Source organism: Acuticoccus kandeliae (assembly GCF_003073115.1).
The window spans coordinates 1914296-1936952 of the sequence record NZ_QBBV01000001.1 but is presented as its reverse complement, the minus strand read 5'-3'; the positions used below and the strand labels follow the sequence as shown (position 1 = coordinate 1936952).

At 70.2% G+C, this 22657-nt stretch carries 22 protein-coding genes; 6 read left to right on the top strand and 16 right to left on the bottom strand.

The features are described 5' to 3' along the window. Window positions 1–8: 8 nt before the first annotated feature. On the top strand, window positions 9–587 hold the full coding sequence (locus tag DBV35_RS08835) for an OmpA family protein (RefSeq protein ID WP_108659787.1): 579 nt from the start codon (window positions 9–11) through the stop codon (window positions 585–587). Here DBV35_RS08835 and DBV35_RS08830 read toward each other — a convergent pair. From DBV35_RS08830 to DBV35_RS08805, 6 genes are all read right to left on the bottom strand, one after another. Further along, complete coding sequence (locus tag DBV35_RS08830; protein ID WP_205648519.1) at window positions 584–1471, bottom strand: aminoglycoside adenylyltransferase domain-containing protein; 888 nt, start codon at window positions 1469–1471, stop codon at window positions 584–586. The genes DBV35_RS08835 and DBV35_RS08830 overlap by 4 nt on opposite strands. Continuing rightward, window positions 1468–3093: a TonB family protein gene (locus tag DBV35_RS08825; RefSeq protein ID WP_108659786.1), complete on the bottom strand. Its 1626-nt coding sequence runs from the start codon at window positions 3091–3093 to the stop codon at window positions 1468–1470. Before DBV35_RS08825 ends, DBV35_RS08830 begins: the two co-directional genes overlap by 4 nt. Further along, the gene (locus DBV35_RS08820) at window positions 3090–3533 is read right to left on the bottom strand and encodes an ExbD/TolR family protein (RefSeq protein ID WP_108659785.1); all 444 of its coding nucleotides are present in this window, start codon (window positions 3531–3533) and stop codon (window positions 3090–3092) included. Before DBV35_RS08820 ends, DBV35_RS08825 begins: the two co-directional genes overlap by 4 nt. Beyond that, window positions 3533–3949, bottom strand: coding sequence for an ExbD/TolR family protein (locus tag DBV35_RS08815; protein ID WP_108659784.1), 417 nt, complete (start codon window positions 3947–3949; stop codon window positions 3533–3535). The genes DBV35_RS08820 and DBV35_RS08815 overlap by 1 nt, the downstream gene beginning before the upstream one ends. Window positions 3950–4092: 143 nt before the next feature. Beyond that, window positions 4093–4812 (bottom strand): MotA/TolQ/ExbB proton channel family protein, encoded by a 720-nt coding sequence (locus DBV35_RS08810; protein ID WP_108659783.1) that lies wholly within the window; start codon window positions 4810–4812, stop codon window positions 4093–4095. A gap of 16 nt (window positions 4813–4828) precedes the next feature. After that, a complete protein-coding gene (locus tag DBV35_RS08805) occupies window positions 4829–5368 on the bottom strand; it encodes a hypothetical protein (RefSeq protein ID WP_108659782.1) in 540 nt (179 codons plus the stop codon). A gap of 288 nt (window positions 5369–5656) precedes the next feature. Between DBV35_RS08805 and DBV35_RS08800 the strand changes: the two genes are divergently transcribed. Beyond that, window positions 5657–6109, top strand: a complete 453-nt coding sequence (locus tag DBV35_RS08800; protein ID WP_108659781.1) for an RrF2 family transcriptional regulator — start codon at window positions 5657–5659, stop codon at window positions 6107–6109. A gap of 40 nt (window positions 6110–6149) precedes the next feature. On the opposite strand, the gene DBV35_RS08795 is transcribed toward DBV35_RS08800, so the two are convergent. The 8 genes from DBV35_RS08795 to DBV35_RS08760 all read right to left on the bottom strand — a co-directional run bounded on the left by DBV35_RS08795 (window position 6150) and on the right by DBV35_RS08760 (window position 16344). Continuing rightward, window positions 6150–7085, bottom strand: coding sequence for a metal ABC transporter permease (locus tag DBV35_RS08795; protein ID WP_108659780.1), 936 nt, complete (start codon window positions 7083–7085; stop codon window positions 6150–6152). Next, on the bottom strand, window positions 7085–8308 hold the full coding sequence (locus tag DBV35_RS08790; RefSeq protein ID WP_245943880.1) for a metal ABC transporter permease: 1224 nt from the start codon (window positions 8306–8308) through the stop codon (window positions 7085–7087). Before DBV35_RS08790 ends, DBV35_RS08795 begins: the two co-directional genes overlap by 1 nt. 4 nt (window positions 8309–8312) lie before the next feature. Beyond that, window positions 8313–9128 carry a metal ABC transporter ATP-binding protein gene (locus tag DBV35_RS08785; RefSeq protein ID WP_108659778.1) on the bottom strand — a complete coding sequence of 272 codons (816 nt, stop codon included), beginning with the start codon at window positions 9126–9128 and terminating at the stop codon, window positions 8313–8315. 8 nt (window positions 9129–9136) lie between these two features. After that, a complete protein-coding gene (locus DBV35_RS08780) occupies window positions 9137–10141 on the bottom strand; it encodes a metal ABC transporter solute-binding protein, Zn/Mn family (RefSeq protein WP_108659777.1) in 1005 nt (334 codons plus the stop codon). Between the two features lie 277 nt (window positions 10142–10418). Continuing rightward, window positions 10419–10769: a hypothetical protein gene (locus DBV35_RS08775; RefSeq protein ID WP_108659776.1), complete on the bottom strand. Its 351-nt coding sequence runs from the start codon at window positions 10767–10769 to the stop codon at window positions 10419–10421. Window positions 10770–10848: 79 nt separating this feature from the next. Further along, window positions 10849–14358: a bifunctional proline dehydrogenase/L-glutamate gamma-semialdehyde dehydrogenase PutA gene (putA, locus tag DBV35_RS08770; protein ID WP_108659775.1), complete on the bottom strand. Its 3510-nt coding sequence runs from the start codon at window positions 14356–14358 to the stop codon at window positions 10849–10851. An 81-nt stretch (window positions 14359–14439) separates the two neighbouring features. Further along, window positions 14440–15327: a D-alanyl-D-alanine carboxypeptidase family protein gene (locus DBV35_RS08765; RefSeq protein WP_108659774.1), complete on the bottom strand. Its 888-nt coding sequence runs from the start codon at window positions 15325–15327 to the stop codon at window positions 14440–14442. 144 nt (window positions 15328–15471) lie between these two features. Beyond that, window positions 15472–16344, bottom strand: a complete 873-nt coding sequence (locus DBV35_RS08760; RefSeq protein WP_108659773.1) for a LysR family transcriptional regulator — start codon at window positions 16342–16344, stop codon at window positions 15472–15474. A 266-nt stretch (window positions 16345–16610) separates the two neighbouring features. On the opposite strand from DBV35_RS08760, the gene DBV35_RS08755 reads away from it, so the two are divergent. Then, a complete protein-coding gene (locus DBV35_RS08755) occupies window positions 16611–18173 on the top strand; it encodes a calcium-binding protein (protein ID WP_108659772.1) in 1563 nt (520 codons plus the stop codon). Window positions 18174–18179: 6 nt separating this feature from the next. Here the strand turns inward: DBV35_RS08755 and DBV35_RS08750 are convergent, their stop codons facing one another. After that, a complete protein-coding gene (locus DBV35_RS08750; protein WP_108659771.1) occupies window positions 18180–19622 on the bottom strand; it encodes a dihydrolipoyl dehydrogenase in 1443 nt (480 codons plus the stop codon). A 147-nt stretch (window positions 19623–19769) separates the two neighbouring features. Here DBV35_RS08750 and DBV35_RS08745 point away from each other — a divergent pair, with 147 nt between their 5' ends. Further along, window positions 19770–20276, top strand: coding sequence for a CAP domain-containing protein (locus tag DBV35_RS08745; protein WP_205648518.1), 507 nt, complete (start codon window positions 19770–19772; stop codon window positions 20274–20276). Beyond that, window positions 20273–20929, top strand: coding sequence for a ribulose-phosphate 3-epimerase (gene rpe / locus DBV35_RS08740; RefSeq protein WP_108659769.1), 657 nt, complete (start codon window positions 20273–20275; stop codon window positions 20927–20929). Before DBV35_RS08745 ends, rpe begins: the two co-directional genes overlap by 4 nt. Before the next feature lie 22 nt (window positions 20930–20951). Here rpe and DBV35_RS08735 read toward each other — a convergent pair whose 3' ends face one another. Then, entirely contained in the window at window positions 20952–21770 is an 819-nt protein-coding gene (locus tag DBV35_RS08735) for an SAM-dependent methyltransferase (RefSeq protein ID WP_108659768.1), read from the bottom strand. A 101-nt stretch (window positions 21771–21871) separates the two neighbouring features. Here DBV35_RS08735 and DBV35_RS08730 point away from each other — a divergent pair, with 101 nt between their 5' ends. Then, a complete protein-coding gene (locus DBV35_RS08730) occupies window positions 21872–22645 on the top strand; it encodes a ComF family protein (protein ID WP_108659767.1) in 774 nt (257 codons plus the stop codon). Window positions 22646–22657 lie beyond the last annotated feature (12 nt).

Genomic DNA, 22657 nt, shown 5'->3' with positions numbered 1-22657 from the left:
GACCGACCATGAAGACGACGAAGCTTCTTGCCGCCATCCTGGCCGGCGCGACGATCCTCGGCGGCGCCGTCGGCGCGTACGCCCAGTCGCAGCTCACGCGCAACCAGATCGTGAACAGCCTCCAGCGCACAGAGGGCACCATCGGCGCCTTCGACCCGATGGCGCTCCAGCGTGAGGCCGAGCGCGCCGCCGCCATGGGCGGCGACAACGCGCCGGGTCCGATCTCGAACCGCATCGCGCAGCTCCCGCAGCTCAGCGTCGAGATCAATTTCGACCTGAACTCCGCCCGCATCCGGCCGGAGAGCTATCGCGCGGTCGGCCTCATCGCCGACGCGCTCCACACGCCGCAGCTGATGGGCCAGCGCCTCCTCGTGGTCGGCCACACCGACGCGAGCGGCCCGCGCCAGTTCAACCTCGACCTCAGCAAGCAGCGCGCCGCCTCCGTCGCCGCCGCCCTGACGACGACGTTCAACGTGCCGGCGACCGAGGTGATCTCGATCGGTCTCGGCGAAGAGCAGCTCCAGGATCCGGGCAACCCGACCTCGGCGCTGAACCGCCGCGTCCAGATCATCAACCTCGGCCGCTAAACGCCGCGCGCCGTCCCCGAGACGGCGCCCCCAAGCTCCGGATCGCGCCCCAGCGGCGCGATCCCTCCTCCCCCGGCTCGAAGGCTCTGCGTCACGCGCTCGGCGAGCGCATCCGCCGCCCTCCTCACCGCCTCCCGCCGGTCGTCCCAGCGCCCCTCGGCCGCGCCGCGATAGCCGCGCCGCGCGAGGTCGAGCATCGCCGCCGGCTCCCCCTCCGGCAGCCGCGCCAACGCCCACTCCGCCGCCGAGTCCTTCGGGACGAAATCGCCGACGACTACCGTCCGCCACATGCGCGCGAGGGTGAGGAGGACGTTGCGCGTGTCGCCGTCGAGCCCGTCGAGGAGAGAGGGCATCGCCGCACCGATGGCGCGGCGGACCGCATCGGCCGGAATCTCAGACATGAGACACCCGAGCGCCGGACCGAACAGGGGCTGCGCCTCCCGCCGCGCCTGCGCCAGCAGAAGCGTGAACTCGGGGTCTGTCGACGGAAGCGCCACCGCGCCCGCCTCGAACCCCGCCCGCAGCCACTCGCCATAGACGAATTCGGCGTGCGCCGGTTCGGTAGGCGGGTCGAGGTCTGCGCGCGTGAAGGCCGTGAGCTCGATCGGCCGCGGCCCGCCCGCTCTTGCGGGATAAAGGCCGGAGATCCTCAGAAGATGCGCGAGGAGCATTGAACGCTCGGCGGCGGATGGCCGCCGGTCGAGGACCGCGATGAGGTCGATATCGCTTTCCGGTCGCATGCCGCCCGAGACGGCCGAGCCGTGGAGAAGCAGGGCGACGAGCGCCTCACCGAAGATCGACCGCAGCGCCTCGGCGACGGCCCGGACCTGCCCCGCCGCGCCCCCGTCGAGCGCGGACCAGGGATCGCCCGCGCCGCCGCTCACCGCACGCGCAGCGGGACGGCGAAGACGAGGCTCGGGCGGGAGATGTCGGGCGGGAATGGCGGGTAGCGGGCGCTGCGCACGGCGTCGAGCGCGGCCTGATCGACCGCGTTGTCACCCGAGCTCTGCAGGAGGCGCGCGCCGGTCACGCGGCCGTTGCTGCTGATCGTCACCGAGACGGTCGCCGTCGCGGTCGACAGGGCGTCACGGCCGCGGAAGCTCGCCGCGATGCGCGAGCGGACCACGCGGGCGTAGTTCGCCTCGGCCCGCGCGCTGTTCTGCGCGGGTGGCTGGCCGCCCTCCGCCCCGCTCGGCGCGGTGTCGGCGACGTTGCGCTGCGCTGCGGCAGCCGCGGCGCGCGCGGCTGCCGCACGCTGGGCCGCCGCCGCTGCGGCCGCGGCTGCCGCCGCCTCGCGACGCTCGGCGTTGCGCTGGGCGACTTCGCTGAGGGGCGCGCTCTCGCGCGTCTCGGACGGGACCGGGTTGCTCCGCGGCATCGGCATCGTCTCGAGCTTCGCGAGCGCCTCGGGGTCGGTGATCGTGTTCGGCGCGTCCGGCGGCGGGCGGCGCGTCGGGAACGGGATCCAGTTGTCGTCCGGCCGCGCCTCCGGCTCGATCGTCGGCGCGGCGGCGGCGGGCGCTGTGACAGGGGTCTCCGTCGCATCGACGGCGGCGACCTCCTGCTCGGCCTCAGCCTCGGCGGGGCGCGCGAGCGGGGACGGAGTCGGGATCGGAATGTCGGGGACTTCGAGGCCCGCGAGCGGCAGGTCGGGCTCGGGCGGGGTCTCGGGCGCAGCTTCCGCCTCGGTCGGCAAGGCCGGCTCCTCCGCCTCGACCGCCTCGGCGAGCGCGATGCCCGGCGCGGCCTCGTCCTCCACGAGCGGCGCGGGCTGCGCGGCAAGCTCGGCGGGCGCGGTCTCCTCGGGCACGGGCTCGACCGCCGGGGCCTCGATCGTCTGAGGCATCTCGGGCGCCGCCTCCGGCGCGGCCTCGGCGACCTCCTCGGCCTCCGGCTCGACGGCTTCCGCCTCGACCGTCTCGACGATTTCGGGCTCGGCCGGCGGTGCGGACTCCTGCGGCGCGGCGACCTCAGGCTCGGCGGGCGCCTCCGGCGTCTCGGGCGCTTCGAGTGGCTGCGGCTCGACGACCTCGGCAACGGCCGCGGGCGCAGGCTGCGGCTCGACCGGCGGTGGCTCCGGCGCGGTGGTCTCCGGCGGGACGACGGGCGAGAGCGGCGGCTCAACCGCGGGCGTCGCGATCTCGTCGTCGACGGGGTCCGCCCCCTCCACCGGCGCGGTCTCCGCCTCGACGGGCGCGTCCGCCTCCGGCGCCTCGGCGCTCGCCGTGTCCAAGACCTCGGGAAGGGAAGATGGCGGCGTCTCGGCGGCCTCGGCACTCTCGGCTTCGGCCACCTCGACCTCGGGCGCGGTCTCGGCCGCCGCCTCGGCGGTCTCCACGTCCCGGAAGGTCGACGGGTCGATATAGACCGGAATCGGCTCGTTGTAGGCCTCTTCCTCTTCGGTCTCCGGATCGCGCAGGAACATCCACCCCGCGAAGACAGCGTGGAGCATCAGGGAGAGGACGAACGCGACGATCCAGGCGCGACGGGTGAGAGCGGGGATCATTGCCCCTCCCCCGCGCTCGGCCGGCGCACGATGAGGCGGAGCGGAATCTCGGTCGCGACGCGCAGCTCGCCGAGAAGGCCGAGCAGCGTCGGCGCGTCGAGATTGCGGTCGGGGATGACGGTGATCTCGTCCGTCGCATCGCCGGCCGCCTCGTTGACGGCGGCGATCGCGGCGACAGCCTCTGCCGGGTTCATCGCCTCCCCGCCGACGCGCAGCGTCCCGTCCGCCGCGATGTAGAGCGCGTCCGGGGCGAGCGGCACGGGGGTGAATTCCTGCGCCGTCGCGAGATCGACCTCGGGATCGCGCGGCGCGGAGAGCGTGCCCGCGACGAGGAAGAAGATGAGGAGCAGGAAGACGACGTTGATGAGCGGAATCGTGCTCTCGCCGACATCACGCCGCCGCGCGGGGGTGGAGAGAGGGCGCCGCCGCCGGTGGGCCATCAGGGCGTCCCCCGGTTGACGCGCGAGGCGGAGAGCGCGACCGGCAGCGGCCCGGTCTTCAGGTGCTCCATCAGCGTGACGAGGTCCTGCACCGAGGCGCCGGTCTCGCTCGACAGGAGGATCTGCGTGATCCCCGTCTCCTTCAGCGTGCCGAGCTGGTCGATGAGGCCGTCAGCCGACACCGTCGCGCCGTTGAGCGCGAGCGAGCCGTCATTGCGCAGCTTCAGGAGCGCGGTGCGCGAGGGGCCGCTGCTCGCCGCGCGCGTCGCCGAGGGCGGCGTCGTCGCGATGTCGACGGCGGCAAAACGCAGAAAGGTGGAGGACAGCATGAAGAAGAGGAGAAGCAGGAAGATGACGTCGATCAGCGGCGTCAGCGGCAGGCGGCGCTTGATGCGGTGGGGGGCGCGGATCGCCATGGTTCAGCCCTCAACCGCGCAGCCGCGCGGGCGCGCGGGGCCGCGCACGGCCGCGCCGCCGTCGCGCAGAAGGATCGAGGCCCGTCTCGCCGCCATCACGATCTCTACTCTGTCCACTCGCCGTCCGACCGGTCGCGCCCGGCTTACTCGGCCGGCGCGGGCGCGGGCTTCGGGGTGGCCTTCGCGAGGCTCGCCTCGAAGGGCACGTCGATCTCGACCGAGCCGGTGAACATGTCGGTGAGGAGCGCGTCGAGCGCGATGCGTTCGTTCTCGAGCCGCCCGTCGAACCAGGCCGCGAGCACCGAGGCGGGCATCGCGACGGCGAGGCCGACGGCGGTCGTCAGCAGCGCGACCCAGATGCCGCCCGCGAGGATCGACGGATCGACCGCCGAGCCCGCCCCTTCGAGCGCCTGGAACGCCTCGATCATGCCGATGACCGTGCCGAAGAGGCCGAGCAGCGGGGCGACCTGCGCGATCGTCTCCAGCACGCCCGTCATCTTGCGCAGCTCGTGGAGGCGGACGGCGGCGTAGCTCTCCGATCCTTCGCGCGCGGCCTCGATGCTGACGTCTTCATAAAGGTCCATCGCCCGCTCGATCACCTCGACGCTGAGGGCGCGGCCGCGCAGCGCATCGCGCGCGGCCCGCGTACGGCCTTCGCGCCAGAGGCGGACCGCATCGCTCGCCCGGCCGTGACGGCCGACGCGGGCGAGGCTGAACTGCCACGCCTTCGCGATCGCCACCGCGATCGCCACCACCGACAGGACGAGCAGCAACGCGACGACCGGCCCGCCGAGCGTGAGGATCCCGAACAGCCCATCAAAGTCCACCGACCGGAGGGTCGTGACGACGGAGTTCATGTCCATGGCGTATCCTGTAAAGCTATAGGCCGAAGGTTACATCGAGCTCGGAGCGCGTCTCCAACGCCCGCAGGCAAGCAAGCGGTGTCAGGTCGGCGCCCGAGCACGCGGAAACGTCGTTGACGAGGACGCTACCGATCCCATCACACGCCGTGCCGTCAAGATCGAACTGCCGAACACGCGTCTTCCCGTCGAGAAGAAGGCCGAAATTCAGTCGCAGCAGACGATCGAGGGCGCCCGAATCTCCGAAGATTGCAACTTCGAGGCTCAGATCTTCGATCTCCGTCGCCATCTGGTTGCGCACCACGAAGGAGACGCGGCACCCGCCCTCGTGCGGCGACAGGGCGTTGAGGTCGAGGACGAGGTGGGCGGGCGATGCCGCCGGCGCGTCGGCCACGGGGATTGTAGCGGCCGCTTCCGGCGCTGCGGGAGACGCCACCTCAACGGCAGGCGCCGCCGCCGGAGCGCTCGTTTTGCCGCTCGACGGTCCGTCTTGCGCTTGGACCGCACCGGCCGAGGCCATGATGGCAAAGGCCGCCGAGAGCAGCAAAGCGTGGCGCATTCGTTATCTCCACATGATTTTTTATGAAATCGCCCGAAGCGTGTTGGGGCCGGAAAGTTGACTATCGGAGTTCGGTTATCCTGACAAGTTTCCCTTCGCACGCGCAAACTGAAGGCGTTTTCGTCCACGCCGAGGTGGCACAATTCCTTGCGAACATTGAATTGCGGCGCAACGTCGCCACCCAAACCTCGCCATGTCCAGTCGCGAATTAGAGTGGATTGATCCAACGCACGCCGGGAGGCTAATTTTTATCTAGAGGAATTGAAAAAAGTCAGTACCAATGCGCCTATGCGTTTGACCGAACAAACCCGCCATGCCCTGCGTGTCCTCGCCGAGTGCGCTTCGCAACATCCCAACCTTGTTCAGGTCGGCGCGATCGCGCAATCGACGCAACTCACCGAATACACGATCTTCAAGCTGCTGAAGACGGCGACGCGCGCGGACCTCATCGTGACGGTGCGGGGACGCAATGGGGGGATCCGCCTCGCGCGGGAGCCTCAGCTCACGAGCCTCGGGTCGGTCGTGCGCACGTTCGAGCCGCGCTTCCGCGACTGCGCGCCGGCGGAGCTTCTCACCATCGAATCGGCGCAGAACGACATCGTGGAGCGCAACCTCAACCGCGCGCTCGGCCACGGCTTCCGCGCCTTCCTCACCGCGCTCGACCAGGTGACGATCGTCGACCTCCTGCGCGAGGATATCGCGGCGTCGCTGGAGCTGACGCCGTCGATGAAGGCGCGCTAGCTCATCCCGCGCTCGACCGGGCGCGGACGAGACGATCGCTCTAGACCGCCCCCACCCCGGCGGACGCCCCGACCCGGTGACGGTGCGGGCCGAAGAGGCAGGCGAGCCCCAGGAGCAGGCCCGAGACCACCGCGATCATCCCCGCCGCGCTGACCGCGTCGGTGCCGCCGAGCCAGATCGGCCCGTATCCGGCCGCGACATAGCCGAGCACGGAGGCGAGCGCCGCGAAGGCTGCGCTGAGGAGCACCTGGTGGAGGAGCCGGTTCGTCATCAGCCGCGCCGTGGCGGGCGGACAGATGAACATCGCGATGACGATGATCGAGCCGACCGCGTCGAACGCCGCCACCGCCGCGACCGCCGCCACCACCACGAGACCGAACCCGACGAGATTGACCGGCAGGCCGAGCGTCCGCGCGAACCCTTCGTCGAAGGTCGTGATCGCGAGCGGGCGCCAGAAGAGGACCGCGAGGGCGACCACGATCGCGCACACCACCGCCATGCGCGGCAGCTCCACGGGGAGGTCGGCGAGCGCCACGGGGTCGAGGAGCGAGGCCCAGCCGTCGGCGGAGAACCAGATGAGGCTTTCGAGATTGCCCATCAGCGCGTGCTGGACGTCGAGATGGACCGAACTCGTGTCGGATTGCTCCAGGATCAGCACGCCCGCCGCGAAGAGCGAGGTGAAGACCACCCCCATCGCGGCCCCCGGCTCGACCCGGCCGAGCCGCTTGATCGCCTCGATCAGCACCACGGCGATGCTCGCCGCGACGCACGCGCCGAGCATCATCGGGATGCTCTGCACCGAGCCCGTGACGAGGAATGCGACGACGATGCCGGGGAGGACGACATGACTGATCGCGTCCCCGATCAGCGCCTGACGGCGCAGGATCAGGTAGTTGCCGGGGATCGCGCAGGCGATCGAGGCGAGCGTGCCGATGAGGATCGGCGTGAGGCTCAGCTGTACGAACTCGGCACCCATCAAGCGATCCCTCCCTGGGGCACGGCGACCGGGGGGCCGAGGCGGCGGTCGATGTCGGCGATCTCGTCCTGCGTGAAGACGGCCTCGATCGGGGTCAGTCCGTCATAGCGGCCGGCGAGCGCGGTGTCCTGGTAGAGGACGCGCGCGATCTCCCAGCGCCGCTCGTCCCGCGAGGCCTTCGCGGCCTGCGCGCGGCCCGCCTCGGTCGCGACGCCGTCGGCGCGGATCAGCTTCTCGCGGATCAGCTCGGAGAGGGTGAAGGGGTCGTGGATCGGCTCGGCGCGCGAGAGCGCGAGGAGGCCCTGCCGACGGTGGACGCGGCGCTGGAAGCGGCGGTGGCGGATCACCGCCGCGAGCACGCCCCGGCCCGGCGCGAAGAGCAGCGAGACGAGGAAGATCGCCGCCGCCGTCAGGACGATGATCGGCCCGGTGGGGAGCGCCGGCGCGGAGGCCGACAGCGCCGAGCCCACATAGCCAGATGCGCCGCCGATGAGGCCCGCGATCCAGATGACGTCGTTCGAGCGCTCGGTCCAGAAGCGCGCGGCGACGGCCGGGATGATGAGGAGCGCCACGATCAGGATGAGGCCGACGAGCTTCAGTCCGATCACCGTCACCGCCATCACGATGCCCATCATCGCGATATCGACGCGGGCGACGTTGATGCCGATCGCGGCGGCATATTCGGGGTCGAAGGCGACGAGCGTCATCGGGCGGCGCAGGAGCACGATCGCGAGCGCGGTGACCGCCCCGCCCGCGAGGATGACCGCCGCGTCCGCCATCAGCATCCCGGCGGTGGAGCCGAGGAGGAAGCTTTCGAGGCCCGCCTGCCGTCCGGACGACATCGTCTGGATCAGCGTCAGAAGCACCACGCCGAAGCCGAAGAAGACCGAGAGGACGCCGCCGATCGCGGTGTCCTCGGCAAGGCGCGTGCGGCGCGAGATCCACTCCACGGCGACGAGGCCGATGAAGGCCGACAGCGCCGAGCCGGCGAGAAGGCCGACGAGGTTGCGCCCGTCACCGCCGAGCGAGACCATCAGGATGAAGGCGAGGCCGACACCCGGCAGCGTCGCGTGGGCGACCGCGTCGCTGACGAGGGCGCGCTTGCGCAGGAACAGGAAGGTGCCGCCCGCCCCGGCCGCGAGCCCGAGGAGCGCCGCGCCGATCGCAACGAGCGCGGAATTGTAGCCGGCCTGGAGGGTGAGCGCAGCGAGGAACGGGCTCACGGGATCAGCCGAAGCGGAGCTGGTCGATGTGCGTGCTCGCGAGGCGTCCGCCATAGGTCGCCTGGAGCATCTCGGCGGTGAAGGTGGTCGCGACCGGCCCCTCCCCGATCTTGCGCACGTTGATGAAGAAGACGTGGTCGAAATAGTCGACCACCGTCGCAAGGTCGTGATGGACGCAGACGACCGACTTGCCGGCCGCCTTCAGCGTCTTGAGGACGTCGATGATCGCCTTCTCGGTCGCCGCGTCGACGCCGGCGAAGGGTTCGTCGAGGAGGTAGATGTCCGCGTCCTGCGCGAGCGCACGCGCCAGGAAGACGCGCTGCTGCTGGCCGCCGGAGAGCTGGCCGATCTGGCGGTCCGCGAAATCGGCCATGCCGACCTGTTCCAGGCACGCGCGCGCCTTCGCCCGGTGGCTCTCCCGCACGATCCGGATGAGGCCGAGCTGCTGGTACATCCCCATGAGGACGACATCGATGACGCGGGTCGGGAAGTCCCAGTCGACGCTCGCGCGCTGGGGGACGTAGGCGACGCGCCGCCGCGCCGTCTCGATCGGCGCGCCGAACACGGTGACGATGCCGGAGAGGCGCGGGATGATGCCGAGGGCGGCCTTCAGGAGGGTCGACTTGCCGGCCCCGTTCGGGCCGATGATCGCGGTCATCGCCTGCGCCGGGAAGGTGGCGTCGACGGAGAAGACCGCCGGCTTGTCGCCGTAGGAGACGGTGAGCCCGCGCACGGCGAGCGGGCTTTGCGCGATGGCGAGGTCGGCGGCGCTGGCGGTCCGCCCGTCCATCGATGCGAGTTCGAGAGCGCTTGCGGTCATACTCTGTCCTAAATGGTCGCGCTCAGCGCGCCGACCATCCCGCGCGCCGGCGCATCCCCGCCGAGCGCGCGCGCAATGGTCGTCGCGTTGTGGTCGATCATGCCGAGATAGGTGCCCTCGTAGGTGCCGGGTTCGCCCATGGCGTCGGAGAAGAGCTCGCCGCCGATCCGCACCGCGTGGCCGCGCGCACCGGCCCCTTCGACGAGCGCGCGCATGTTGCGGTCCGAGACCGAGGTCTCGACGAAGACCGCCTCGATCTTGCGCGTCACGAGCGCGTCAACGATCTCCTCGATCCGCGCGAGGCCGGCCTCGCTCTCGGTCGAGATGCCCTGGACGCCGACGACCTCCACGTCATAGTCGCGGCCGAAATAGGAGAAGGCGTCGTGCGCGGTGACGAGGACGCGCCGCTCCGCCGGAACCGTCGCCATCACCTTGGCGACGTATTCGCCGAGGGCGGCGATCTCGCCCTCATAGGCCTCGGCGTTGGCGCGGAAGGTCGCCTCCCCCTCCGGCAGCGCCTCGATCAGCGCGTCGCGCACGGCGGGGATCACGTCGTGCCAGAGGCCGGGGCTCATCCACACGTGCGGGTCGAACTTGTCTTCATATTGGGCGTGGGCGAGGAGACGGTCCTTGGCGAGGGAGTCGGCGACCGGCACCACCGTGTTGCGCGCGCCGAGCTTGACGAGAAATTCCTCCATCTGCGCCTCCAGATAGAGGCCGTGCCACAGGACGAGATCGGCGCGGGTGAGCGCCACGATGTCCGTGCGCGTCTGGCGGTAGGAATGGGGGTCGACGCCCGGACCCATCAGCCCCTTCACCTCGACGAGATCGCCGCCGACGCGGCGCGCGGCGTCCGCGATCATGCCCGTGGTGGCGACGACGGTGAGCGGGCCCGCCGCGAAGGCGAGACGCGGGGCGAAGGCTGTGGCCGACGCCGCGGCGAGGGCGGCCGTCAGCAGGTGGCGGCGGGTCGGGAGCGGGGTCCGCTCGGGTTGGTATTCGTCGAATGTCATCGTGCCGCCGAAAGCCAGTTGAATATGAGATCCAGTCTCATCTAGATACTGCAATTGCGAACGAGTTGCAAGAAGCCCGTCGATTTAGGGTGTACGAACGAAAGAGAAGCTTGAATTTGAAAAATCTGCAAGGGCGCTGATCGCGACCACCCGATGCGCCGCATTGTCGCAACGATCGAGGTCCGGCAAGCGCCCTGGCAGCGCGGGCGTCAGCGCGCGGCCCCTCGGGGTGAAAGGCGCGTTGGTCCGTCGCGCCGCCGGGTGGCGGCGGGCGGGATCAGCGGTTCTTGCGGGCGGAGGCGCGCGCCGTCGCGGCGACCATGCCCTCGCGCGGTGTCACGCGGGCGGGGACGAGGCGGAACATCTTGGCGCGCGGCGGTCCGTTGTCCTCGGCGCGCAGCATGATGGCAAAGCCCATCTGCACGCTGGCGAAGGTGATCGCGAAGAAGACCGTCATCACCGCCACGGCGAGGGGGCCGGCATCACTGGAACTCACGAGTGTCCAGAGATTCAAGAAGTCAGTTGCGAGGCAAAGCCCCACCATCGCAACCGCGCCGGCCACCCCGATCGCCGCGTGGGTGATCAAAAAGCGCAGGAATTCAGCGGTACCCTTGGTGGTGTTGTTCATCCGCTGGCTCCTCCTGACTCAACCGGGGCCTTGCCGGGACCCTAACACGGCTCGACCGGCTGTAAGATTAAATCTTCAGTCAACCACCGCCCGACGCCACGAAAGTGTCGTCCTCCGTCGAGGAGAGGAGCTTGGCGTTGCCGCCGGCTGCCGCCGTGTCGATGCAAAGATGCCGTTCGATGACAAAGGAATCGCTCGCCCCCATCACCGGGATGATCGGCCCCCAGCGCTCCGCGAGCGCCCGCCGCACCGGTCCGAGATCGTCCCCCTCATAGGCGAGCGCGGAGAGGCCGTGGAGGGTCGCAAGGTCCGCCGGGTCGAGCACGCCGTCGACGACGGCGAGGTGCGGATCACCCGCATCGACCGCGCCTGGCGCGACGATCACCGCCGCGTTGCCCGCCTCACGCGCGGCGGCCGCCTGCGCGCGAGCGCGCCGCAGCGTCGGCCCGGCGCACAGCACCTTGCCGCGCGCGAAGGTGGAGAGGCGGTTTGATTCGCCCGTCGGCCCCGGAAGGTCGGCGACCGAGACCGGCTCGGTGAGCGGGCGCACCGTGTCGAGCGCGGCCTGGATGTCGGCCCGCGTGGCGGCCGGTCCCTCGTCCGCCGGCAGCCACTCGGCGGCGCGGCGCGCCATGCGCGCGATCGTGCGCGGCCCGCCCGCCTTGGGGCCGGTGCCCGAGAGCCCCTCCCCGCCGAACGGCTGCGAGCCGACCACCGCACCGATCTGGTTGCGGTTCACGTAGATGTTGCCGACGTGGATCTGGCGGACCACCTCGTCGACCCGGTCGTCGATCCGGGTGTGGAGGCCGAAGGTGAGGCCGTACCCCTTGGCGTTGATCGCCGCGATCACGTCGTCGATCCGCTCGGCCGCGAAGGTCGCCACATGGAGGACCGGGCCGAAGATCTCCTCCTTCAGATCCTCGATCCCGCCGACCTTGATGAGCGTCGGCGACACGAAGAGACCATGCTCCGGCCCGACGCGCAGGGCGAGGCGTCCAGCCCTCGCCGCCTCGGAGACGTGCGCCTCGATCTTCGCCTTCGCCTCGCCGTCGATCACCGGCCCGATATCGGTCGTGCGCGCCCACGGATCGCCGATGACGAGGATGTCCATCGCCCCGCGCAGCATCTTCACGACGCGGTCGGCGACGTCCTCCTGGACATAGAGGATGCGCAGCGCCGAGCAGCGCTGGCCGGCACTCTGGAAGGCGGAGGCGACGATGTCGCGCACGGCCTGCTCGGGGAGCGCGGTGGAATCGACAATCATGGCGTTGAGCCCGCCCGTCTCGGCGACGAGCACCGCGTCGGGCGCGGTCTTGGCGAGCTGGCGGTCGATGGCCTTCGCCGTCGCCGTGGATCCGGTGAAGGCGACGGCCGCGATGCCGGGCTCCCCGACCAGCGCGGCGCCGACGGCCCCGTCGCCGGGGACAAGCTGGAGCGCCGCGCGCGGCACACCCGCCTCATGGAAAAGCTTCGCCGCGAAGGTCGCGATCAGCGGCGTCTGCTCGGCGGGCTTGGCGACCACCGCGTTGCCGGCGGCGAGCGCCGAAGCGATCTGGCCGGTGAAGATCGCGAGCGGGAAGTTCCAGGGCGAGATCGCGACCACGATCCCGAGAGGATCGGGCGCCTCGCGCTCGGCCTCCGCCGCGTAGTAGCGCAGGAAGTCCACCGCCTCGCGCAGCTCCGCCACCGCATCGATCGGCGACTTGCCCGCCTCACGGGCGCAGAGCGCGAAGAACGCGCCGGCGTGGTCCTCGTAGAGGTCGGCCGTGCGCCGCAGCGCCGTGGCGCGCTCGTCGGCGCTCGCCCAGTCCACCCCCGCCGCGGCATTCGCGATCACGGCCGAGGCCGCGGCCGGGGCGAGCGCGCGCACGCGGCCGACTTCATCGTCGGAACGGGCCGGGTTCACCACCGGCGCCTCGCCCGAGATCGCGGCCTCGGTCACCGTCAGCGGCTCGGCGAGCCACGTCTCGGACTCGAAGGGGGCGCGCGCGGCCTCGAACGCCGCCTCGCCGATCGGGTCGGCAAGGTCCCACCCGCGCGAGTTGCGGCGCGTGCCGAAGAGCGCGGGCGGCTGGCGCAGCTTGGTGTTCACGACCGGCGCGCGGGCGAGTTTGTCGAACGGGTCCGCCGCGACGACGCTCGCCGGGACGCGATGGTCGACGATCTGGTTCGCGAAGGACGAGTTGGCGCCGTTCTCGAGGAGGCGGCGGACGAGATAGGCGAGCAGATCCTCGTGCGCGCCGACGGGGGCGTAGATGCGCGAGCGCACGTCCGTCTCCTTGCGCACGACCTCGTGCAGCGCCTCGCCCATGCCGTGGAGGCGCTGGAACTCGAACCGCTCGCCCTTCGCCATGGAGAGGACGCTCACCACTGTGTGGGCATTGTGGGTCGCGAATTGCGGGTAGATTTGGTCCGCCCGGTCCAGGAGCGCGCGGGCGCAGCCGAGATAGGAGACGTCCGTCCCGGCCTTGCGGGTGAAGACCGGGAAGGTCTCGACGCCCGTCACCTGCGCACGCTTGATCTCATAGTCCCAGTAGGCCCCCTTCACGAGGCGCACCATCAGGCGCCGCTTCGTGGTGCGGGCGAGCGCATCGAGCCACTTGATGACGGGGAGCGCGCGCCGCCCGTAGCCCTGCACGACGACGCCGAACCCGTCCCAGCCGGAAAGCCGGGGGTCGGCGGCGACGGCGGCGATGATGTCGAGCGAGAGGTCGAGCCGGTCTTGCTCCTCCGCGTCGATATTGAGGCCCATGTTGGCGGCTGCCGCCTGGCGCGAAAGGTCCGCCACGATCGGCACCAGCGCGCCGACACAATCCTCCCGCTGCGCCCACTCATAGCGCGGGTGGAGGGCGGAGAGCTTGATCGAGATGCCCGGATTGAGGCGCGGGTCGTTCTTGTCGGCGCGCGTCGCGATAGCGTCGATCGCGTTGGCGTAGGCGATCCGGTAGCGCTCGGCGTCGGCCGCCGTGCGGGCCGCCTCCCCCAGCATGTCGTAGGAGTAGGTGTAGCCCTTCGCCTCCATCCCCGCCGCACGCTTCAACGCGCCGTCGATCGTCTCGCCGAGCACGAACTGGCGGCCGAGACGTCGCATCGCCTCGGCGACCGCGGTCCGGATCACGGGCTCGCCGAGCCGGCGGATCGCCCCGCGCAGCGCGCCCGCGACACCCTTGCCGCGCTCGTCGAGGACGCGGCCGGTGAGGAGGAGCGCCCAGGTCGAGGCGTTCACGAGTGAGGAGGAGGAATGGCCGAGATGCTTGCCCCAGTCGGCCGGGGCGATCTTGTCTTCGATCAGCGCGTCGATGGTTTGCGCGTCGGGAACGCGCAGCAGTGCCTCGGCGAGGCACATGAGGGCGATGCCCTCGTCGGTCGACAGCCCGTATTCGGCGAGGAAGGTCTCCATGAGGCCGGGCGAAGCGGCCTTGCGCACGGCCTCCACGATCTCGGCCGCGCGGACGGCATTCGCCGCGCGGGTCGCCGCATCGAGGCCGGAGGCGGCGGCGAGCCCCTCCAGAAGCGTGGCCTCGTCACCGAGGGTCGCGGCACGGATCTCGGCGCGGGCGCCTTCGAGATCGACAATGGTCGCGTCCATAGAACTCTCCTTGCTCGTACAAGCCGACCGATCGGCCGATCCTGCCAGCGGAGAGTGACAATGTAGACCCCGGCCGAGAAGCTAGAACCCGAACAACCCGCCGCCGGAGGCCTGCGGCATGTTGCTCTCGATCAGCTCCTCCATCTTTTTGTTCCGGGCAGTCCCGCTCTTGCCACCGAGCACACACGCGATGATGTGCTTTCCGCCGCGCTGGACGGACGTGCAAAGATTGTACCCCGAATCGCGGATGTAGCCGGTCTTGATGCCGTTCACGCCCTCGACCTTGTTGAGGAGTTTGTTCGTGTTCTTCCAGGTGCGCCCATTGTAGGTGAGCTCCTCGAGCTCGAAATATTTGGCGTAGCGCGGGTAGCGGTCGTAGAGGGCACGGCCGAGAATTGCCATGTCCATGGCCGTCGTATATTGCAGCGGATCCGGCAGGCCGGATGCGTTGTGGAAATTCGTCTGCGACATGCCGAGCTGGCGCGCCTTGCGCGTCATCATCCCGGCGAAGGCCTCCTCCGACCCCGCGATATTCTCCGCGACGACGACGGCGACGTCGTTCGCCGAGCGCACGGCGAGCGCGCGCGCCGCGGTGTCGACCGTCACCGTGGAACCGGCCTTGAGGCCGAGCTTCGTCGGCGGGCGGCTCGCGGCCTCCGCGCTCACCTGGAGGGCGGAGGCGGTGGTGAGGCGGCCCGACTCCAGCTGCTCGAACAAGAGATAGAGCGTCATCATCTTGGTGAGGGAGGCCGGATAGCGCAGGCTCCGCGCCCCGTCCTCGTGGAGGATCTTCCCGCTATTGGCGTCGACCACGATCGCGGCATAGGCGCGGGCGGCGATGGTCGGCGCGGCGACGGGCTGGAGCGGCTCGGCGGGCGCGGCGGCAAGGCTCGGCCCCTGCGTCGTCGGCGGCGAGGACGTACACCCGGCCAGCACTGCAACGAACAGGACGGCGAGTAGGCGGCGCATACCGGCTCCATGAAAGATCAACGCAACTCGAATGCTGTCCGTTATGGCGCAGCGCCCCTGTGTTGTCGTTGGTGGAGCGGGACGGAATCCGCCGGCAGGAGTCGTTTACTTGCGGGCGTTGCTTGAATGCCGCGGCAGCGCCCCTCAGGGGAGGTTCTCGGCGCCCACCACGCTCATGAAATGCGGCGCGATCCGCGGGACGGGGTTTGCGAGGTGGAAGACGTGCTCGTCGATCTTGGCGGCAAGCTCCACCACCGTCAGCCGGTGCATCCTGTCCTCGCGCGAGGAGCCATGGCGCCAGATGAAGCCGACGCCGAGCCCGTTGGCGACGGCCTCGAGCACCCCGTCGCGCGTGTCGAGCACCATCGAGGGGCGCGGGTCGAGCCCGGCGGCGGCGATCGCGGCGTCGAGCGTGCGCTGCATGCGCGAGGTCCGGTCGCGGAAGATCAGCCTGTGCGGCATCAGTTCGGCAAGACGCACCGCCGTCCGCTCCGCCAGCGGATCGGACGGGTGGACGATCGCCACAACGTCCTGCCGCGCGCAGACGATGCGGCGGAAACGGCCGTCGTCCGGGACGTCGGGCAGCACGCCGACATCGACCCGCTGCTCGACCACCGCCTCCATGATCTTTTGGAACGATCCCATCTCCACATGGACGCGCACGCCCGGATAGCGGCGCTGGAAGCTGCCGATGAGGCGCATCCCCGGCATCGCGTTGCCGAGCCCGACACGCAGCTCCCCCCGGTCGAACTCCTGCGCCTGGCGCAGCAGCAAAAGCGCGTCGTCCTCGCGCTGGCTGATCGCGGAGGTGATCCGGTAGAGATCGCGGCAGAGCGCGGTCGGCACGAGTCCCGTCGGCGTGCGGTCGAAGAGCACCACGTCGAACTCCGCCTGAAGCTCGCGGATGTGCTGGGTGATCGCCGGCTGTGACACGCCGAGCCGGCGCGCGGCCGCGGAGTAGCCGCCCTCCTCCACCACCGCGTTCAAGGCGCGAACGCGCGACGAGCTGAGCGGCATTCGACGGGCTCCATGGGTGAGACTTCGCGCACGGCAGGGGGCGTGCACGCATCGGTGCAAAATTCTAGTTCATTATCGCCGGACGAAAACACCGTCCGCGCCCGATACACAGAATGACGGCGCACGATCCAGCGCGAAATCGCGTGCGATAACCGACATTACGGAAGCTTATGATTTCGGCAGTTCGCATCGCGCGCGCTTTCCGCTATCAGTCTGCGCCCCACTGAATTTGGCCGAATCGTGGCGTTGCTGCCCGGAGAACGAATATGGCGCGAATTGGATCCTTTTCGACCGTCCGCTTCACGCGCAAGGATGGCTACGTCATCAGCAACATCTCCGACGATGTGGAGCGCCAGGGCTTTCAGCGCTTCCTCGACGATCTCGCCCGCAAGCCGAACAAGCTCATCGATATCGGCCTGCCGCGCGGGGTGAAGCAGGGCGACCTCGAAGACATCCTCGTCCAGCTTCGCGAAGAGCCGATCAACAACGGCATCAAGCAGATCGACGTGCGCGGCGTGCGCGGGCTCATCAACTATGCCGAGCCGCTCGACGGCTTCCGCGACTTTTGGGTGATCGACGACAACGCCTCCTCGCGCGTGCGCGGCACGAAGCTCGACGACGTGATCCTCGCGCAAGGGGGCAACGACCGCGTGGTCGCCGGCGCGGGCGACGATTTCGTCGATGGCGGGGCGGGCCGCGACACGATCCAGGGCGCGCGCGGCGACGACCTCCTGAAGGGCGGGGCCGGCGCCGACACGATCATCGGCGGCGACGGCAACGACATCATCTATGGCGGGCCGGGCAGCGACCTCCTCGCGGGCTCGGCCGGGGCGGACGCCTTCATCTTCGGCCCGCGTGATTTCGACGGCGGCCGCTCGCGCGACATCATCCGCGACTATCGCGCCGGCGATCAGATCGTCGACCTCACCGGGGACCTGCGCGTCATCGCGTCGGGCCGGATCGAGCTCTTCAACGGGCGCGGCACGCTGATCGAAAATGTCGAGACCGGGGACCAGATCTTCGTCAAGAACGCGATCCTGACCCAGAAGGACATCCGCGACCGCTACCGCGAGCCGCCCGCCAACAGCGGCGGCGGAGACGACCGCGTCGTCGAAAAGGACGACGTTTTCTCCCTCAGCGTGCGCAAGACCGGCCAGTTCATGGACGGCGACAGCGTCGTCGAGATCTACTCGGTGTTCCTGCGCAACGAATCCACCGTCACGATCGCCAACATCGAAGATCTCGACCTGCGCTTCACCGAGGCGGGCAAGGTCACCGTCGAGGGCGACCGCACGTACAACGCCGACTATAGCGACGGCGTCTTCGACATGGCGAGCGCGGGCGAGCGCAGCGTCGCGAAGGATTCGGAGATCGAGCTGTTCGGCTTCTTCGTCCGCGACCGGCCGGACAATGTCATCATCGAGGGCGAGGATTTCGTCCCCGTGAACTACAAGCCGGTGGATTTCGACGGGGACGAGATCAAGAACGAGGTCGGCTTCCGCATCACGGTGAAGATCTCGAACGTCTACGAAGACGGGGCGTCGGCGGAGGTCTACATCCGCAATATCGGCAACACGACGCTGACCGACCTCGAGAACATCGAGATGCGCTTCGTGGACCGCGACATCAAAGTCACCAACGAGGTCTGGGGCGCGGATTTCTACAACCGCACCTTCGCGGTGGAGCCGTGGGAGGGCACCTCCCGTCCGGACCTCGCGCCCGGCGAGGTCACGAAGCTCTTCGGCTTCTCCTACGAGACGAGCGGCAACGCCACGGTCGACCCCGGCGACTTCCGCCTCGTCAGCAATTTCGACGACCTCCTGAGCTGACCCACCTCACGCGCCCGCGCTGAAGGAGAGGCCGTGCGGCAGGAGACAGTCGCGCTGGCCGAGCTTCGCGAGCGCATCGCAGATCGCGGTGCGCAGCCCCTCCTCCACCGTGGGGTGGTAGAAGGGGAGGTCCATCATCTCCTCGAGGCGCGCATCGCGATCGATCGCGAGGGCGAGGATGTGGGCGAGGTGCTCCGCCTCCGGCGCCAGCATTTCCGCGCCGAGGATGCGCCCGGTCTCCGCCTCCGCGTAGAGGTGGAGCCGCCCGAGCCCCTCCCCCATCACGATCGCCCGCCCCTGGTCGGCGAAGTCCACCGCGCCGGTCACGAAGCGCGCCCCGCGATCGGTCAGCGCCCGGTGCGTCTCGCCGACGAGCGCGGTCTGCGGCGCGCTGAAGACGATGGTCATCGGCACCTTGCGCCGCGCCGCCATCGCCAGCGGATGGCGCGCGGCGTTGAGGCCGGCGATCGTGCCGGTGTCCGAGGCCTCGTGGAGGAGCGGCGCCTCGTCCATCACGTCGCCGGCGATGTAGATGGAGCTCTCGCCGCAGCGCCCGGTCTCGCGGTCGAAGTCCGGCACGCCGTCCCCGTCGAGCGCGAGGGAGGTCGTCTCCAGCGCCAGCCCGTCGACGTTGGGAGCGCGGCCGAGCGTCAGGAGCACGCGCTCGGCGGTCACCGAGAAGTCCCGCCCCTGCGCACGGTAGTCGATCGTGACCGACTCCGGCGTGTCGCTGATCTCGGTGAGCTGGTAGTCGGCGACGAGGTCGAACGCGGTCTCGAAGATCGCGCGGGCGTGCTCGGCGAGGTCCGGATCGGTGAGCGGGCCGATATGGCCGCCCTTCGTCAGCACCTTCACCCGCACGCCGAGCCGGGCGAGCGCCTGGCCGATCTCCAGCCCGATCACCCCCGCCCCGACGATCGTCAGCGAGCTCGGCAGGTCGCTCCAGGTGAAGACGTCGTCGCTGATGCGGGCGCTGTCGAGGCCGCTGAACTCGGGCGGGACGGTCGCGCGCGAGCCGGTCGCGATCACCACCCGCTCCGCGTCGACCATGATCTCGCCCGCATGCGTCTCGACGCAGAGGCGCTGGTCGCCGTCGAAGCGCGCGCGGCCGATGAGCTTCAGCCGCTCCGGAATGGCATCGACCGATTCCAGGACGTGGCCGACAAAATGGTCGCGCAGGGCATGGAGGCGGCGCATCACGCGGGTGCCGTCGACCGACCACGCGTCCACGCCGATCCCGAACTCGGGTGCGCGGCGGATGGCTTCGGCCTGGTTCGCGGCGGCGATGAGGAGCTTGGACGGCATGCAGCCGACGCGGGCGCACGTCGTTCCGAATGGCCCGTGCTCGATGAGGAGCACATTGTCGGTCTCGCGTCGCGCGGCGCGCAATGCCGCAAGTCCAGCCGTCCCCGCACCGATCACGGCGACGGCGACCGATCGATCAGCCATAAATCCTCGCACACCAGTCTTACTTCCTACGCCGCACCCTGGGCTCCGGTTCCACGGTGCGACGCCCGCGTGCGGGCTCCGCAACGCAGGGCCGCAACAGTTCCCCTTGAGTGGTCCGCCCGGACCGTGCATGGAGCGCACATGCGAATGCGTCTTCTCATCCTCTTCCTGGCCGCCATCGCGCTTGCCGGCTGCGGCGGGTTCGGCGAAAAGAAACCGCCGTCGAGAGTGCCTGACGTGCCGCGCGAGCGGACGGTCAGTCCGGCGACCGCGGCCGAGCTCATCAACGCGCACCGGGCCACCAAGGGCCGCCCGCCGCTGACGGTCGACCCGCGCCTCAACGCGATCGCCGCGAACACGGCGCGCGAGCTCGCCCGGCGCGACACGCTCGCGACCGACATGCACACCGCGAGCGGCCTCGCCCGCCGCCTCGACGCGGCCGGCTACGGCGCGTCCCGCGCGGCCGAAAATCTCGGCTCCGGCTATCCGACGCTCGTCATGGCGGTCGACGGATGGAAGGGGTCGAGCGGCCACAACAAGAACCTTCTCATCCGCGACGTGACCCACATGGGCATCGGCCTCGCCCTCACCGACAAGGGCCGATACCACTCCTATTGGGTGCTGATCCTCGCCAACCCGGACAATCCTCTATGAGCTGGGACGCTCCCTCCCTCGTCGTCGCCCCCTCCCTCCTCGCGGCGGACTACACCCGGCTCGGCGCGGAAGCGGCGGCGATCGCAGAGGCCGGCGCGGACTGGCTGCATCTCGACGTGATGGACGGTCACTTCGTGCCGAACATCTCGTTCGGCCCGGCTCTCATCAAGGCGCTGCGGCCGGCGACGGACATCCCGTTCGACGTCCACCTCATGATCGAGCCGTTCGAGCCCTACATCGCCCATTTCGTCGATGCCGGCGCGAACGGGATCACGGTCCATGCCGAGGCGACGCGCCATCTCGACCGCGCGCTGGAGGCCATTCGCGACCATGGGGTGAAGGTTGGCGTCGCGCTCAATCCGGCGACCCCGGCGAGCGCCATCGAGAATGTCCTCCACCGGGTCGACCTCGTCTGCGTGATGACCGTCAATCCGGGCTTCGGCGGACAGCGCTTCCTGCCGAACGCACCGGAGAAGATCGCCTCGGTGAAGCGCCTCGTCGGCGACCGCCCGATTCGGATCGAGGTGGATGGCGGCATCACCGCCGAGACCGCCCCGGCCGCGAAGGCGGCGGGCGCGGACGTGCTCGTCGCGGGATCGGCCGTCTTCGGCAAGTCCGACTATCGCCAGGCGATCGCGGCGCTGCGCGACTAAGACCGCGCCAGGGGCGAGCGGCCTATTCCGGGTCGATCGCCTTCAGCGCATCCTCGAGCCGCATCGACGCCGAGCCGCGCTTCGACGGCTTCTGCTGCGAGGGGTCGGGCGCCCAGCCGGACAGGAGGGCGAACGCGAAGGTCGCCCGCAGCCGCCCGTCCGCGTCGGCATGGTGGGCGCGATAGTGCGCGTCGGCCGCCGCGAAGAGCGCGCGCGGCGCCGGGCTCCGCTCGGTCAGGATGCCCCGCAGCCCCATCGCGCCGATGTCCTTCAGGAGCGCGAAGAGGCTGTCATAGCGCACGGTCACGCGGATCTCGTCGGCGACCGGCAGCGCGAACCCCGCCCGCGAGAGCGCGTCCCCCCACCGCCGCACGTCGCCGAAGGGCGCGACGCGCATCGCGGCGCCACCCGAGATCTCCGCCTCGGCATAAAGCAACGCGTCGACGAGTTCGGCGAGCGTGCCCGACGCCGCGACCGCGCCGAGGAAGAGCCCGTCCGCCTGGAGCGTCCCGCGCATCTCGCCGAGGACGCGGACCGGATCGTCCGCGAGGTGGATCTCGTTGATCGACACCGCGAGCGGGAAGGCGCGCCGGAACGGCATCGCGATGTCGGCGACGACGTCCGGCCGATCGGCCGCGTCCGGGCTCGCGAAGGTCCAATCGATGGGCATCCCGGCCCAGATCTCGCGCAACGCCGGCGTCAGCGGGCCGACCGCGAGACCGCGCTCGAAATGGCGCGTCACGAGCGAGAGGCGGTCCACCAGCTCGCCCGCGACGAGCGTGTGGAGGAAATCGGCCGTCGCGAGATGCGGGCGGTGACGGAGCTTGGCGCGATCGAACATGACACCTGATCGGGCGGAGGACACGCCACCTCTATCCGCCGCCCCTTGCGCCGCGCAATATACACCTATGATTGCACCAAGCGCCGCGCTACCGTGGCGCGATGGAAGACGCCCTCGCCCCCTCCGCCCCGCCCCCTGATCGCGCCGACGGGCTGTGGCGGCGCGTGCTCGACGCGCTCGTCCCGCCGATCTGCCTCGGATGCCGGCGGCCGGTGGTGGAGCCGCATGCGCTCTGCGCCGAATGCTGGCGCACGCTCGAGATCATCACCCCGCCGATCTGCCCGATCACCGGAACGCCGCTCGCCTTCGACGCGGGCCCAACCGCCCGCTCGCCCGAACTGCGCTGGAACCATCCGCTCTACGACCGCGCCCGCGCCGCGACGGTGTTCGGGCCGATGAGCCGCCGCCTCGTCCACGCCCTCAAATATCAGGACGTGCCCGGCGTCGCGCGGCTGATGGCGCGGCTGATGCTGCCCGCGATCCGTGACATCACGACGGGGGCGGACGTCCTCATCCCGATGCCGCTCCACCGCCGCCGCCTCGCCGCGCGCCGCTTCAACCAGGCCGTCCTCCTCGCCGACGCGATTTCGGGGGAAAGCGGCGTCCCGGTCGACCGTTTCGCCGTCCGCCGCGTGCGCAACACGCCCCGTCAGGTCGGCCTCAACCGGCAGGACCGGGCGAACAATCTTCACAAGGCCTTCCGCGTCTTCACGCGCGAGGCGGTCGCCGGGAAGGCCGTGGTGGTGGTGGACGACGTGCTCACAACAGGCGCGTCGGCCGACGCGATCGCCCTCACCCTCCAGGCGGCCGGCGCGCGCACGGTGTCGATCGCGGTGTTCTCCCGCGTGGTCGGGGACGTGCGCGAGCCGGCTTGAGCCGATCCGCCG

Bases quoted from the DNA above. Each gene is read 5' to 3' on its own strand.
- DBV35_RS08835 (WP_108659787.1), top strand. From the start codon at position 9: ATGAAGACGACGAAGCTTCTTGCCGCCATCCTGGCCGGCGCGACGATC.
- DBV35_RS08825 (WP_108659786.1), bottom strand. From the start codon at position 3,093: ATGATCCCCGCTCTCACCCGTCGCGCCTGGATCGTCGCGTTCGTCCTC.
- DBV35_RS08820 (WP_108659785.1), bottom strand. From the start codon at position 3,533: ATGGCCCACCGGCGGCGGCGCCCTCTCTCCACCCCCGCGCGGCGGCGT.
- DBV35_RS08815 (WP_108659784.1), bottom strand. From the start codon at position 3,949: ATGGCGATCCGCGCCCCCCACCGCATCAAGCGCCGCCTGCCGCTGACG.
- DBV35_RS08810 (WP_108659783.1), bottom strand. From the start codon at position 4,812: ATGGACATGAACTCCGTCGTCACGACCCTCCGGTCGGTGGACTTTGAT.
- DBV35_RS08805 (WP_108659782.1), bottom strand. From the start codon at position 5,368: ATGCGCCACGCTTTGCTGCTCTCGGCGGCCTTTGCCATCATGGCCTCG.
- DBV35_RS08800 (WP_108659781.1), top strand. From the start codon at position 5,657: ATGCGTTTGACCGAACAAACCCGCCATGCCCTGCGTGTCCTCGCCGAG.
- DBV35_RS08795 (WP_108659780.1), bottom strand. From the start codon at position 7,085: ATGGGTGCCGAGTTCGTACAGCTGAGCCTCACGCCGATCCTCATCGGC.
- DBV35_RS08785 (WP_108659778.1), bottom strand. From the start codon at position 9,128: ATGACCGCAAGCGCTCTCGAACTCGCATCGATGGACGGGCGGACCGCC.
- DBV35_RS08780 (WP_108659777.1), bottom strand. From the start codon at position 10,141: ATGACATTCGACGAATACCAACCCGAGCGGACCCCGCTCCCGACCCGC.
- DBV35_RS08775 (WP_108659776.1), bottom strand. From the start codon at position 10,769: ATGAACAACACCACCAAGGGTACCGCTGAATTCCTGCGCTTTTTGATC.
- putA (WP_108659775.1), bottom strand. From the start codon at position 14,358: ATGGACGCGACCATTGTCGATCTCGAAGGCGCCCGCGCCGAGATCCGT.
- DBV35_RS08765 (WP_108659774.1), bottom strand. From the start codon at position 15,327: ATGCGCCGCCTACTCGCCGTCCTGTTCGTTGCAGTGCTGGCCGGGTGT.
- DBV35_RS08760 (WP_108659773.1), bottom strand. From the start codon at position 16,344: ATGCCGCTCAGCTCGTCGCGCGTTCGCGCCTTGAACGCGGTGGTGGAG.
- DBV35_RS08755 (WP_108659772.1), top strand. From the start codon at position 16,611: ATGGCGCGAATTGGATCCTTTTCGACCGTCCGCTTCACGCGCAAGGAT.
- DBV35_RS08750 (WP_108659771.1), bottom strand. From the start codon at position 19,622: ATGGCTGATCGATCGGTCGCCGTCGCCGTGATCGGTGCGGGGACGGCT.
- DBV35_RS08745 (WP_205648518.1), top strand. From the start codon at position 19,770: ATGCGTCTTCTCATCCTCTTCCTGGCCGCCATCGCGCTTGCCGGCTGC.
- rpe (WP_108659769.1), top strand. From the start codon at position 20,273: ATGAGCTGGGACGCTCCCTCCCTCGTCGTCGCCCCCTCCCTCCTCGCG.
- DBV35_RS08735 (WP_108659768.1), bottom strand. From the start codon at position 21,770: ATGTTCGATCGCGCCAAGCTCCGTCACCGCCCGCATCTCGCGACGGCC.
- DBV35_RS08730 (WP_108659767.1), top strand. From the start codon at position 21,872: ATGGAAGACGCCCTCGCCCCCTCCGCCCCGCCCCCTGATCGCGCCGAC.